The organism is Blastomonas sp. (assembly GCF_030373265.1).
Classification (GTDB): Bacteria; Pseudomonadota; Alphaproteobacteria; order Sphingomonadales; family Sphingomonadaceae; genus Blastomonas.
Map to the genome: position 1 here is coordinate 1 of NZ_JAUCZC010000022.1, position 11,915 is coordinate 11,915.

Consider the following 11,915-nt stretch of genomic DNA (forward strand, 5'->3'; position numbering starts at 1 on the left):
CCGACCGAGCCCTTCTTGAAGATGCTGCCGGGCATGATGCCGATCTTGCACTCGTCGGGCGTCAGCACGCCGGGGCAGTTAGGGCCGATGAGGCGCGACTTGCTGCCAACGAGGGCGCGCTTGACGCGGACCATGTCGAGCACGGGAATGCCTTCGGTGATCGCGACGATCAGTTCCATCTCGGCATCGATCGCCTCGAGGATCGAATCCGCTGCGAACGGCGGCGGAACGTAGATGCAGCTGGCGGTCGCGCCGGTGGCGTGCTTGGCTTCGGCGACGGTGTTGTAGTTGGGCAGGCCGATATGCGTGGTGCCGCCCTTGCCGGGGGTCACGCCGCCGACCATCTGCGTGCCATAGGCCAGCGCCTGTTCGGTGTGGAAGGTGCCGGTCGCGCCGGTCATGCCCTGCGTGATCACCTTGGTGTGCTTGTTGACGAGAATGGACATAATAATTCCTTCAGTTCGGGATCGATCGCGTCGATCCTGCGCAAATAGCGGGAGCCTGCCGTGATCGCCGGGCAATCAGGCCCGGGCGATCACGGCCGCCATCAGGCGAGGCTCGAATCCAGGCTGCGGCAGGCGTCGAGCAGTTCCTTGACCGCATCGACCGAGACCTGCAGGTTGCCCTTGGCTTCGTCGTCGAGCTCGATCTCGACGATCTGCTCGACGCCGCCGGCACCGATGATCACCGGAACGCCGACATACAGGCCATCAAGACCGTATTTGCCTTCGACATAGGCCGCGCAGGGCAGCAGGCGCTTCTGGTCCGAGAGATACGCTTCGGCCATCGCGATGCCGCTGGTGGCGGGCGCGTAATAGGCCGAGCCGGTCTTGAGCAGAGCGACGATCTCGCCGCCGCCGCCGCGGGTGCGCTTGACGATCTCGTCGATGCGCTCCTTGGTCGAGCGGCCCTGCTTGATCAGGTCGGGCACGGGGATGCCGGCAACGGTCGAGTACTGGACCACGGGCACCATGGTATCGCCATGGCCGCCGAGCACGAAGGTGTTGACGTCGCGGACCGAGACCTGGAATTCGTCGGCGATGAAGTGGCTGAAGCGCGCACTGTCGAGCACGCCTGCCATGCCGACGACCATGTGGTGCGGCAGGCCGGAGAATTCGCGCAGCGCCCAGACCATGGCATCGAGCGGGTTGGTGATGCAGATGACGAACGCGTTCGGTGCGTTGGCCTTGATGCCTTCGCCCACGGCCTTCATGACCTTGAGGTTGATGCCGATGAGGTCATCGCGGCTCATGCCGGGCTTGCGCGCGACGCCTGCGGTGACGATGATGACATCGGCGCCGGCAATGTCGGCATAATCGTTGGTGCCGGTGATCTTGGCGTCGAAGCCTTCGACCGGGCCGCACTGCGACAGATCGAGCGCCTTACCCTGCGGCACGCCTTCGACCACGTCGAACAGCACGACATCGCCCAGTTCCTTGAGCGCTGCGAGGTGCGCGAGTGTGCCGCCGATATTGCCTGCGCCGATCAGCGCGATCTTTTTGCGTGCCATGGTCATTCCTTTCCGAAAATTATGAATCCCGGCCGAGACTGCCTGTCAGGAAGAGGGAGATAATTGGCGCGTGGGCGTTCCCTGAGCAGAAATCCGGCAATATGTGCGTCCGTTTCACGACCTGAAGCTGGCACCGACCGGGTATTCCCGGCCTGAATCGGCGCCTAGCGCGCTTGCCTAGGCCGCTTGCGCGGGCATTTCAACCGTCAAAAGCCCGTCGCGGCCAATTATCTATGCAACTGAAAACTATTAGCAATAGGTCGGGCAATCAGCGTGCATAAGGTGCATTTCGTCCCATGTGTCAGGCGCAAACGGATTGCCCGATGGCTCAATTCGATACACGCTGGGATTAACATCGGATGGACTTCCGCAACGATTGACGATAATCCTAGCGCTGCTGCGACGTTGGTAAGCGGGTCTTAATACCCTCGACATAGAGCATGGATCATGGCCACCAAGGTGCAGTATACGGTCGATACCGAGCTTTCGCTCCAGCTCTTTCAGGAGGGCGCGAGCGCACAGGAGAATTTCGACAGCTCGATTGCCGGCAAATGCCGCGATGGTGAATTCGGCATCTTCTATCAGATGGATCAGCTCGAGGCGGCCGGCCTGACCGGGGTGTTCTTCGTCGATCCGATGCCCGCTCTGGTCTATGGCCCCGGCGTTATCGCCCGCATCGTCCAGCCGATCCTCGATCGCGGGCACGAGGTCCAGCTGCACATCCACACCGAATGGCTGGAATTCGCGCGCGAGCACGAGCATGCGCATCTGCGCGGCCGCAATATCGCCGATTTCTCGCTCGATGATCAGATCCGTCTGCTCGATCAGGCCCGCGCGCTGCTGATGATTGCGGGTGCGCCGCGGCCGACCGCGTTCCGGGCGGGCAATTTTGGCGCCAACGACGATACCTTGCGCGCCCTCAGCGCGCTGGGTGTGCGCTATGACAGCAGCTTCAACCCGGCGTTCATGGCGGGCGAATGCGATATCGACCTGCCGCAGCACACGCCGCCCTTTGCCGAGCATCTGGGCGTCGGGATCATCCCGGTCAGCTTCATCGAGGACCGGCCGGGCAGCATCCGCGCGGTTCAGCTGTGCGCGCTGTCAGCCTGGGAAATGCGCGACGCGCTGGCGCATGCGGCGGACGAGGCCTGGCCGTGCTTCACCATCGTCAGCCACAGCTTCGAGCTGCTCAGCCGCGATCGCAGCCGCGCCAACGCCATCGTCGTACGCCGCTTCCAGGCCATGTGCCGCAACATCGCCGAGCACAACCGGCTCGAACCGATGGGCTTTGTTGCGCTCACCCCGCGCACCAGCCGGTCGCTGACCAAGCTGCCCGCCAATCTGGTGCGCACCGCGTTGCGCTACGGCGAACAGGCGGTCAGCCGCATCCGCTATGAGGCGGGAATTCTGTCGACGTTCTTCATCAACGAATTCGTGGCGTTCGAAAGCGTGGTCGCGATCTAAGCGCGCGCGCTTCGCCAACCGGCCCCGTCACCCCCGCGCACGCGGGGGTCCCGCTTCTTCCTCTCCCTCGGCGTCAAAGCGGGATTCCCGCGTTCGCGGGAATGACGAAAAGGCACGCAGCCTTACCCGCGCAGCAACTTCCGGATCTTCGCTTTCGCCCCGATGCTTTCGAGCCAGGTTCCGGTGCCTTCCACCGCAGCGTTGAAGCCTTGCTGCGCTGTGAGCAGGGCGCGGTTGGGAAGCGTGGGTTTGAGCAGGAACACTGTGGCGCAGGGGACCTGATGCGTGCCGAACAGCGCCTTGTGCGCGCCGTCGCCCTCGGTAAAATCGAAGTAGCGGAAGCGCCGTTCGGCAAACAGCGCCTCGAGCGCATGCATCTGCAGCACGGTGCCCGGCGACAAGGACGCGATCGCCTGATCATAGCCGAGATAGGCGTAGATCAGCACGTCGCCCGCGACCGGCAGATACAGATACGCCGCCGCCTTGCCGTGCAGGAACAGCACATAAGCCCGCAGATTGTCCGCCTCGGCAAGCCGCAGCGCCTCCGCGCGGAACGCCTCGTGCCCGGGCAATCCGGCATCCAGCAGCCGCGCCTGATAGGTCTGCGCCGACAAGGGCAGTGCCGCATCGAAAAAGGCACCGACCTGATCGGGCCGGTGATAGCTGCGGATATCGAGCGCGCCGCCGTTCGCTTCGGCCAGTTTGCGCAGCTTGCGCTTGAGCGTGGCGCGGGTCTTGGACGAGAACTGCGCGAGATAGCCGTCATGGCCGATCGCCATATCGATGTAGTGCCGTGCATAGAGCTGCGGCGGTGAGGCGATCAGCCCGGCGAAGGCGGGGCCAGGTCTGGCAAGCAGACTAACCGGCACCGATTGCAACCGATACCCGTCGGCGTCTGCGGGCAAGCGCGGGGCGGGGAGCGGGGCGTTGGCAAGGATCGCATCGAGGCCATAGGCAATCGGCACCAGCATCCGCCGCGGGGCGAGGACCTGACGGTCGCCGAGCAGGAAGCGGATGGGGCTGGCGACGGGCTGCATGGCGACAGGAAGGGTCCGGAAAAAGGGCTGGTGCGTGCGACATCTAAAGGTCTAATCCAAGACGGTTAAGAACGCTTGAACCGGAGCACGGGCGTCATCGGTTTACCCGTTGTTCACCGTGGCAAGCTACCTCTTTGCGCGAGTTGCGACCTCGCATTGGCTATGAACCGTCGAAAAGGGACCCAGACATGGCGCAGTCCTGGCCGCAGGCCGAGTGCAATCATTGCGGATCAGGCCGGCAGCAGCTTGTCGCGCGCGTGGCGGATTATACGCTGGTCGCATGCGCCGATTGCTCTCTCGCCTTCATCGCCGATCCGCCCGAGCCCGAAAGGCTCGCCGCGATGTATCAGGGCGAGGCGGACTATCACACCGAACTGCACGATCCGCAGAGCCCGGCCTTCGCCCGGATGACCCAGGTGGCGGGCGAGCATCTGGCGTTTACTCGGCGCTGGGCCTCGCAAGGGCGGCTGATCGACATCGGCTGTTCGACCGGATTGTTCCTCGATCAGGCGCGCCGCGCCGGGTTCGATGCGACAGGTGCGGAGTTTTCTGCCGCCTCGGCGCGGTTCGCGCGCGATCAGTTCGGGCTGTCGGTGACCGATGGCGATATTCACGCGGTCGATGCACCCCCGGAGAGCTTCGACATGCTGACCATGTTCGATGTGATCGAGCATGTCCGCGATCCGGCAGGCGATATCGCAGCGGCGTACCGGCTGCTCAAGCCCGGCGGGCTGTTCATTCTCTCGACGCCCAATATCGACGGGCTGTTTCCGCGCGCCTCGCAGCCATTTGCACAGCTGCTGGGCCACTGGCCGCACCCTGAGCCGCCCTGGCATCTGTATCAGTTCTCGGTGCGCACGCTTTCGGCGATGCTCGAAAAGCGCGGCTTTGCCTGTCTGGGGACGCAGCACACCTGCATCGATTTGGCCTACACGTTCGGGGCGATGGACACGCTCAAGCGCAGCCCCAAGCGGCTGGCTTATGCGCTTGCTTTTGCGCCGCTGGCGTGGGCGGGGCCCACACTGGGGATGGGCGACTGGTTCTACCTGGCCGCGCGCAAGGTCTAGTCGGTGATCTCGTAGGCGATCGGCTTGAACGAGCCGTTGTTCGACTGCAGCGCCGAGCACGCGGTGAGCCCGATGATCAGGTCGCGATGCGCCTTGAACCGGACGGTGTCGCCCGCCTTGCTGAGCGGGGGATCGACCCGCAGTTCGCCGGTGGTGCCATCGACGGGCACGTTCATGAAGCAGTTGAACGCGACCGGGATCATGTCCTCGGTCACGCCATAGGGCTTCAGCGCGGCGGCGAGGTTGCCGAAACAGCCGCGGTGCGGATCGGTATCGCCATAGATGATGCGGAAGGTGTCCTTGGAGCACGGCGTCAGCAGGAAATCGTGGCGACCGACATCATCGGCGACGATCTCGAGCATCACGTTGCTGCGGTTGGAATAGAGCAGATCGCCGGTGGTAAGATAGATGCGGCTGGCATAATCGAGCGTGCGGCCGGACGAGATCACCTCGTGGATATCCTCTCGGTCGAACGCCAGCAGATCGGCGACCTGTTCGCCGCGCACATCGGTGACGGTGAGCGTCTGGCCCTTGCGCAGCTCGAACGCGGTGCCCGAGCGGGGCGGGATTTCACAGGACATTTTCGGTTACCTTGCGCTGGTGCATCGGGCATTTCCACGCCGTATCGACCGCGCGGCCGCTATACTGCCGCGCTTCGGACATCGTGCCGTGGCGCGCCAGCATCGGGTTGATGTCGCCCGCCAGCTTGATGTCGCGGTCGAGGATCGTGCCACGCAGTTTCTCATACAGGCCCGATGCCCGCAGCTGCTCGAACTGGTCGTGCAGGTTGAACACCAGAGCCGGGCGCTCGAAGCGGCGCGCAGGGCGGCTCGCGCCCGGATGCAAGCCAACGACGAAGAAGGCTTCGCCGCCGAAGCTCAGCGAGAAATGCGGATCGTCGGGATCGGCGCTGACACGCGGATCGGCCTTCTGCCCCAGCCACGCGTCCTTGTCGGTCAACGACTGCACGCGCTGCCAGAGGTGCTTTTCGAATTGTTCTTCGGTCAGTCCCGCGTCTTCCTCGAACACCACCGCCAGCGACTGGAAGGGTGCAGGGTCGCGCGCATAATCCTGCGCGATGTTCATCAGCGAGGGCAGGATGCGCAGATCGTCCCAGCCGGACCGCAGGTCGCGGCCGACGATGATCCGCATCTGCCCCTTGGCCAGCGCCGATTTGGCACCCACGCAAGGGAACTCGGGATTCTTGATAAAGGCGCGGAAACGTTGCGCCAGCGGGTGATCTTGATTGTTGCAGGGGGTGAACATTCCACCCCTACGCACCGGGACAGCACGGGTTGCAAAAAACTGAATCACGCCGAGATGCCCTTGGCCAGCGACCGCGCCGCGGCGAGATCGGCGATGAACGCGGTGCGTTCCGCCGCCGCGCGCTGTCGGTCGGGCAGCCGCAGCAGGAACGAGGGGTGCACCGTCGCGACCAGCGTCTCGCCGCCTGCCAGCGTGATCGGCCTGCCGCGCACCGAGGCGATGCTCGCGCTCTTGCCGGTGAGCCCGCGCAGCGCGCTCCCGCCCAGGGAGACGATGATGTCGGGCCTGACCAGATCGCGTTCCTGATCGAGCCACCAGCGGCAGATGTCGATCTCGCCGGTGGACGGGTTCTGGTGCAGGCGGCGCTTGCCGCGCGGTTCGAACTTGAAGTGCTTGACCGCGTTGGTGACGTAGAGTTGCGCACGGTCGAGCCCGGCCTCGTCTAGCGCCTCGTTGAGCAATTGGCCTGCAGGCCCGACGAACGGGCGGCCCTCCAGGTCCTCGCGGTCGCCGGGCTGTTCGCCGACCAGCATGATCCGCGCATCGGCCTTGCCTTCGCCGGCAACCGCCTGGGTGGCGTTGCAGTGGATCGGGCAGCGGGTGCACGCCTGCAGCCCGCGCGCCAGGCCCTCGAGTGTCGCGGTTTCGCCTGCGATCACAGCCTCCGCTTCGCCGCGCACACGCCATTTGTCGCTGCGCGGGTTGGCGAGTTGGACGGCGGTTTCGCGCATCCGTTCGACCCGCGCGCCGGCGCCCGCGAGCAAAGGCGCGATGTCCTGTGCTTCTGGCAAATTGTGCCAGTATTTCTTGGGCATCTCGGCGCGCATCGCGGCGATCTTGACCCGCGCGGGGTTGAAGATCGATCCGTAATACATCCGCCACTGCGCTTCGACCACGTCGCTGTCGGGCACTTCGTTACGGGTGCCGCCGGGGCCGTAGGTCAGCGTTTCGTTCTGCCAGATCGCGCGCGCGTCGGGCGTCAATATCGCCCAGTCCATGCCGTAGAAGCGCTTGCGGAAGAACCGCGCGCCCAGCCGCACGATGCGGTGCTCGGGCTCGAACCAGGCGGCAAAGGACTCGCGGCCGGTCTCGTCTTCGCCCAGCCGCCGGAAGCGGACGAAGGCGTGCATCTTGTGCAGATCGCGGCGGATCGACTTGTCGGCCTTGGCGAGCCAGTCGACGTCGTCATCGGTGCGCCGCTCGAGCAGCCGCCGGTCGGTCAGCGCGCGCCAGGCGATGGTGTAGAGCCGTGTCGGCACGTTGGCGTCGCGGTGGCAGATCACGCGGTCGAGCGTCGTCACCAGATCGCGGGGCAGGGTGACCACGCGCTTCGGCACCAGCGGCGTGGTGTCGGAAAACAACGACGCGCTCTCGCCCGCCTGCCGCCAGACGATATCCTCGGGCGGCACTTCAGCGGCCAGCAGCCCACGCGCGGCATCGCGCCATTCGGCAAAGTCGCCCGGGGTGTTGAGGATGATCTCGCGCATCGTTCGTGGCTTCAGAGCGCGAGGCTCATCTGCTCGGGCGGCGGCGCGAACCGCGCGCGCAAATTGGCGCTGTCGGTGAGGCCACCGGGGCGCCAGTCGGGGGTGGTGATGAACGGCAGCACTTTCTTGACCGATGCGGTGAGCTTGGCCAGATCGCCCAGCCGCACCGCGCCCAGCCGCCGCGCCATGATGATCCGCTCGACCGCCTTGGTGCCGAGCCCGGGCACGCGCAGCAGCATCTCGCGCGGGGCGCGGTTGATATCGACCGGAAAGGCCTCGCGCCGCTGCAGCGCCCAGGCGAGCTTGGGGTCGATGGTCAGGTCGAGCATGCCATCGTCGGCACCCTCCATGATCTCGGACCGCGAAAAGCCATAGAAGCGCAGCAGCCAGTCGGCCTGGTACAGCCGGTGCTCGCGGATCAGCGGCGGGCGCACCGGGGGCAGGTCGCTGCTCGCATCGGGGATCGGGCTGTAGGCGGAGTAATAGACGCGGCGCAATTTGTACCCCGAATACAGGCTGGTCGCCGATTGCAGGATGTCGTCATCGCGCGAGGCATCCGCGCCGACGATCATCTGGGTCGACTGGCCCGCAGGCGCAAAGCGTGGCGCTTTGGCCTTTTTGAGCAACCGCCCGCGGGCAGCTTCCGCCGCATCGTCGAGCCCCACGCGGACCCCCGCCATCGTCTTGCGGATCGTCGCCGAGGTCTTTTCGGGCGCAAAGCTCTTCAATCCTGCTTCGGTGGGCAGCTCGACATTGGTCGAGAGCCGGTCGGCATAGAGCCCGGCGCGCGCGATCAATTCGGGCGACGCGCCGGCGATGGTCTTCAGATGGATATAGCCGCCGAAGCGGTGCTCCTCGCGCAGCAGCCGCGCGACCTCGACCAGCTGCTCCATCGTGTAGTCTTCCGAGCGGATGATCCCCGAGGACAGGAACAGCCCCTCGATATAGTTGCGCTTGTAGAAATCGAGCGTCAGCCGCACGACCTCGGCCGGATTGAACCGCGCGCGCGGCACGTTGCTCGAGGCGCGGTTGATGCAGAAGCGGCAGTCGTAGATGCAGAAATTGGTGAGCAGGATCTTGAGCAGCGAGATACACCGGCCATCGGGTGCGTAGCTGTGGCAGATGCCCATCCCCCCGGTCGAGCCGATGCCCTTGCTGCCGGTCGAATCGCGTTTGACCGTTCCCGACGACGAACACGAGGCGTCATATTTCGCCGCGTCCGCGAGGATGGCCAGCTTTTCGAGAATCGGTTTTTCGCTCATCCCCTCGATATAGAGCCGGGAACAAAGAAAGAACAGTAGCTTAGGTTAAATGTCCGCCCGGTCCGTCGCAAATCCGGACCGGGCGGCGCGCACGCCGGATTATTTCCGGATAAAGGCGAGGATGTCGGCGTTGAGCTTGTCGGCGTTGACCGTCAGCATGCCGTGCGACAGCCCCTCATAGATTTTCATCTCGCAATCGGGGAGCAGTTCGGACTGGTTGATCGCCGCGTTCTTGCACGGCACCACCTGATCGTCATCGCCGTGCAGCACCAACGTCGGCACCGTCATCGCACGCAGATCCTCCGTCTGGTCGGTCTCGGAGAACGCCTTGATGCCTTCGTAGTGTGCCTTGGCGCTGCCCATCATCCCCTGCCGCCACCAGTTCTCGACCACCGCCTCGTCGGGCTCGGCATCCTCGCGGTTGAAGCCGTAGAACGGGCCCGAAGCGACATCGCGGAAGAAGGCGGCGCGGTTGGCGGCAAGTCCGTTGCGGAAGCCGTCGAACACCTCCATGTCGAGCCCGTCGGGATAGCGCTCGGTCTTGACCATGATCGGCGGCACCGCCGCGACCAGCACCGCCTTGGCGACGCGGCCCTGCGGGATTCCGTGCTTCGCGACATAGCGCGCGGCTTCGCCGCCACCGGTCGAATGGCCGATATGCACCGCGTTCTTCAGATCGAGATGCGCGGTGACCGCGGCGGCATCGCTGGCATAATGGTCCATGTCATGGCCCTCGCTCACCTGCTCGGAGCGGCCGTGCCCGCGCCGGTCGTGCGCGACGACGCGGAAGCCCTTGTCCAGAAAGAACAGCATCTGTGCGTCCCAGTCGTCGGACGACAGCGGCCAGCCGTGGTGGAACATGATCGGCTGGGCATCACGCGGCCCCCAGTCCTTGAAGAAAATCTGCGTGCCATCGGATGCGGAAACATAGCCCATCGCGGGTCTCCCTTGCTGGTTTGAGCCCACCGGGCCATCTGCACAACGGCAAGCGAGGGGCGCGGTTCCATTCAGCCGGGGGCCGGCATCGTTCCGGGGCGGATGAAGCCGAACATATGCGCGACATAATCCGCCTTGCCCAGATTGACCCCTTGCGCGCGCAGGATTGCATAGGCCGCCATCAGATGGAAATAGAATTGCGGGATCGCCCAGTCGCGGACGTATTGCGCTGCGGTCAGGTCGAAGATCATGCCGTTGGGCAGGGTGTGCGCGATCGCGGTGTCGGGCGACAGATCGGGTATCTCGGCGGCCGCGGCCTCGACGGCCCGCAAGGTCCCGGCGATCAGCGCCTGCGCGTCGGCGATAGTCTCCGCGCCCGATCCGGCGTTGCGCCCCTGGTCGAGCAGCGCGGCGAGCGAGGCGGGCAGGGCGTGCTGCTGCAGCCGCGCGATGCCCTCCTGTGCCTGGACGCAGGTGAAGCAGATCTGGGTGAACAGCGGAAACATGTCAGGCGCGAGCCGTGCGTTCATAAGGGTCGCCGCGCGGTCTTGAGGCAATTGCTCTGCCGCCTTGCCTAGCCACGCCGACAGCGCGCCCAGCATCTGGAGATAGGTGGGAACGAGCGTATCGTTGAGCGTCATGATGGTCTCCTCGGGTGACGCGGGACCATAGACCGAGACATTATCGGGGCAAGCATTGTCCGGCCAAACGCCGCGATCCTTGGCCGCTTCAGGGCGCGTTTCTTTGCGATGGATCGGTGCGGAATGCGGCGGGTCGTTTTCCGCCATCGGCGCGCTGCCGGGCTGCGGCTGCGGCCCACCAGCCCAGCTGATCAAGCGTTCGGTCAAGATACCCGTCCCACCTGCCGCCATCGACCCCGGGCAGATAGCTGCCATCGGCTCCGAACACATCCTGCGCGTGCGGCACGTGGATCATCGCGGAGACCGGCAGGCAGCCCAGTTCGGAGAGGAATGTCCGCATGCTCACCGCAGCGCGCGTCCCGCCCCATTGCCCCGCCGAATAGGTCACGATCGCGCTCGGCTTGTACGAGAACAGCGAGCTGCCGAAATGGTTGAGCAGGTCGGCGAGCACAGGGCTCATCAGATGGTTGTATTCGGGGCTGACCATCACATAGCCGTCGGCGGCCGCGATCTGTTCGGCCAGCCGGTCGAGCACATCGGGCGACGAGCCGCGCCGATAGGCGAAATGCGGCTTGAACGGGTGCGGCAGCTCGATCTCGACCGGATCGACCAGCGTGGCCGGCACCGCCTTGGCCACCAGCCGGAGCAGGCACGCCGCGGCCACCCGCTCGCCGAGCCGCGCAGGCTCGGGCGGGCCGGAAACTCGCTCCGACCCCAGGATCACGAGAATTTTGCCGGGCATCTGGTGTTCCTTGTCGCATCAAAGGGCGTTCAGCGACCTTGGGCCGCAGACGGGCGACATGCCAGACGTTTGTGCGACGGCGCGACGCGCGCGGTCAATCGCGAGGTAAAGAGAGGTAAGGGGAAAAAGTGGTGCCCGGGGACGGGGTCGAACCGCCGACACTGCGATTTTCAATCGCATGCTCTACCAACTGAGCTACCCGGGCATCTGGCGGCATGGTGGTGCTGCCTGCATCGCCTCACCGGCGATTTGGAGCGCCGCCTATAGTCAGGCGAGGCAGGGCTTGTCCATAGCAAAATCACCTGCCGGGTTCATCGGTCCGATCGGCGCGTCAATCATAGTCCGCATCGGGATCGTCCACCGCAGGGCCGGGCACGGTATAGCCTTCGCCCAGCCATTTCAGCAGGTCGCGGTCCTTGCAGGCCTTGCTGCAGAACGGCGTGAATTCGGGGCTCGCCGGTTTGCGGCACAGCGGGCAGGGGCGGGGATTGGCCATGGCGCGT

12 protein-coding genes, 1 tRNA gene and 1 pseudogene are annotated in these 11,915 nt (G+C 65.1%); 2 read left to right on the top strand and 12 right to left on the bottom strand.

Annotated elements, in window-relative coordinates; translation table 11 throughout:
• Both QUV11_RS13070 and mdh read right to left on the bottom strand, forming a co-directional pair.
• A pseudogene (locus QUV11_RS13070) lies at nucleotides 1-446 on the bottom strand (succinate--CoA ligase subunit alpha); the annotation flags it as partial.
• 101 nt (nucleotides 447-547) lie between these two features.
• Nucleotides 548-1,510 (bottom strand): malate dehydrogenase, encoded by a 963-nt coding sequence (gene mdh, locus QUV11_RS13075; protein WP_300883335.1) that lies wholly within the window; start codon nucleotides 1,508-1,510, stop codon nucleotides 548-550.
• A 447-nt stretch (nucleotides 1,511-1,957) separates the two neighbouring features.
• Here mdh and QUV11_RS13080 point away from each other — a divergent pair, with 447 nt between their 5' ends.
• Complete coding sequence (locus QUV11_RS13080; RefSeq protein WP_300883336.1) at nucleotides 1,958-2,974, top strand: hypothetical protein; 1,017 nt, start codon at nucleotides 1,958-1,960, stop codon at nucleotides 2,972-2,974.
• 122 nt (nucleotides 2,975-3,096) lie between these two features.
• Here the strand turns inward: QUV11_RS13080 and QUV11_RS13085 are convergent, their stop codons facing one another.
• On the bottom strand, nucleotides 3,097-4,011 hold the full coding sequence (locus QUV11_RS13085) for a GNAT family N-acetyltransferase (protein WP_300883337.1): 915 nt from the start codon (nucleotides 4,009-4,011) through the stop codon (nucleotides 3,097-3,099).
• A gap of 188 nt (nucleotides 4,012-4,199) precedes the next feature.
• Here QUV11_RS13085 and QUV11_RS13090 point away from each other — a divergent pair, with 188 nt between their 5' ends.
• Nucleotides 4,200-5,078, top strand: a complete 879-nt coding sequence (locus QUV11_RS13090; protein WP_300883338.1) for a class I SAM-dependent methyltransferase — start codon at nucleotides 4,200-4,202, stop codon at nucleotides 5,076-5,078.
• Here QUV11_RS13090 and QUV11_RS13095 read toward each other — a convergent pair.
• From QUV11_RS13095 to QUV11_RS13135, 9 genes are all read right to left on the bottom strand, one after another.
• Nucleotides 5,075-5,659: an urea carboxylase-associated family protein gene (locus QUV11_RS13095; protein WP_300883339.1), complete on the bottom strand. Its 585-nt coding sequence runs from the start codon at nucleotides 5,657-5,659 to the stop codon at nucleotides 5,075-5,077. The genes QUV11_RS13090 and QUV11_RS13095 overlap by 4 nt on opposite strands.
• A complete protein-coding gene (gntA, locus tag QUV11_RS13100; protein WP_300883340.1) occupies nucleotides 5,649-6,344 on the bottom strand; it encodes a guanitoxin biosynthesis heme-dependent pre-guanitoxin N-hydroxylase GntA in 696 nt (231 codons plus the stop codon). Before gntA ends, QUV11_RS13095 begins: the two co-directional genes overlap by 11 nt.
• 44 nt (nucleotides 6,345-6,388) lie before the next feature.
• Entirely contained in the window at nucleotides 6,389-7,831 is a 1,443-nt protein-coding gene (locus tag QUV11_RS13105; RefSeq protein WP_300883341.1) for a UdgX family uracil-DNA binding protein, read from the bottom strand.
• Nucleotides 7,832-7,842: 11 nt separating this feature from the next.
• Complete coding sequence (locus QUV11_RS13110; protein WP_300883342.1) at nucleotides 7,843-9,093, bottom strand: putative DNA modification/repair radical SAM protein; 1,251 nt, start codon at nucleotides 9,091-9,093, stop codon at nucleotides 7,843-7,845.
• Between the two features lie 99 nt (nucleotides 9,094-9,192).
• Nucleotides 9,193-10,029: an alpha/beta hydrolase gene (locus QUV11_RS13115; protein WP_300883343.1), complete on the bottom strand. Its 837-nt coding sequence runs from the start codon at nucleotides 10,027-10,029 to the stop codon at nucleotides 9,193-9,195.
• A 71-nt stretch (nucleotides 10,030-10,100) separates the two neighbouring features.
• Nucleotides 10,101-10,670 carry a DUF1993 family protein gene (locus tag QUV11_RS13120; RefSeq protein WP_300883344.1) on the bottom strand — a complete coding sequence of 190 codons (570 nt, stop codon included), beginning with the start codon at nucleotides 10,668-10,670 and terminating at the stop codon, nucleotides 10,101-10,103.
• An 88-nt stretch (nucleotides 10,671-10,758) separates the two neighbouring features.
• The gene (locus QUV11_RS13125; RefSeq protein WP_300883345.1) at nucleotides 10,759-11,412 is read right to left on the bottom strand and encodes an NADPH-dependent FMN reductase; all 654 of its coding nucleotides are present in this window, start codon (nucleotides 11,410-11,412) and stop codon (nucleotides 10,759-10,761) included.
• Nucleotides 11,413-11,541: 129 nt separating this feature from the next.
• A tRNA-Phe gene (locus QUV11_RS13130) sits at nucleotides 11,542-11,617 on the bottom strand.
• A gap of 126 nt (nucleotides 11,618-11,743) precedes the next feature.
• Nucleotides 11,744-11,908: a DNA gyrase inhibitor YacG gene (locus QUV11_RS13135; RefSeq protein WP_300883346.1), complete on the bottom strand. Its 165-nt coding sequence runs from the start codon at nucleotides 11,906-11,908 to the stop codon at nucleotides 11,744-11,746.
• Between the last annotated feature and the right edge of the window lie 7 nt (nucleotides 11,909-11,915).

What these genes read in the sequence shown, in the direction of transcription:
- mdh (WP_300883335.1), bottom strand. Translation starts at nt 1,510, where the DNA reads ATGGCACGCAAAAAGATCGCGCTGATCGGCGCAGGCAATATCGGCGGC.
- QUV11_RS13080 (WP_300883336.1), top strand. Translation starts at nt 1,958, where the DNA reads ATGGCCACCAAGGTGCAGTATACGGTCGATACCGAGCTTTCGCTCCAG.
- QUV11_RS13085 (WP_300883337.1), bottom strand. Translation starts at nt 4,011, where the DNA reads ATGCAGCCCGTCGCCAGCCCCATCCGCTTCCTGCTCGGCGACCGTCAG.
- QUV11_RS13090 (WP_300883338.1), top strand. Translation starts at nt 4,200, where the DNA reads ATGGCGCAGTCCTGGCCGCAGGCCGAGTGCAATCATTGCGGATCAGGC.
- QUV11_RS13095 (WP_300883339.1), bottom strand. Translation starts at nt 5,659, where the DNA reads ATGTCCTGTGAAATCCCGCCCCGCTCGGGCACCGCGTTCGAGCTGCGC.
- gntA (WP_300883340.1), bottom strand. Translation starts at nt 6,344, where the DNA reads ATGTTCACCCCCTGCAACAATCAAGATCACCCGCTGGCGCAACGTTTC.
- QUV11_RS13105 (WP_300883341.1), bottom strand. Translation starts at nt 7,831, where the DNA reads ATGCGCGAGATCATCCTCAACACCCCGGGCGACTTTGCCGAATGGCGC.
- QUV11_RS13110 (WP_300883342.1), bottom strand. Translation starts at nt 9,093, where the DNA reads ATGAGCGAAAAACCGATTCTCGAAAAGCTGGCCATCCTCGCGGACGCG.
- QUV11_RS13115 (WP_300883343.1), bottom strand. Translation starts at nt 10,029, where the DNA reads ATGGGCTATGTTTCCGCATCCGATGGCACGCAGATTTTCTTCAAGGAC.
- QUV11_RS13120 (WP_300883344.1), bottom strand. Translation starts at nt 10,670, where the DNA reads ATGACGCTCAACGATACGCTCGTTCCCACCTATCTCCAGATGCTGGGC.
- QUV11_RS13125 (WP_300883345.1), bottom strand. Translation starts at nt 11,412, where the DNA reads ATGCCCGGCAAAATTCTCGTGATCCTGGGGTCGGAGCGAGTTTCCGGC.
- QUV11_RS13135 (WP_300883346.1), bottom strand. Translation starts at nt 11,908, where the DNA reads ATGGCCAATCCCCGCCCCTGCCCGCTGTGCCGCAAACCGGCGAGCCCC.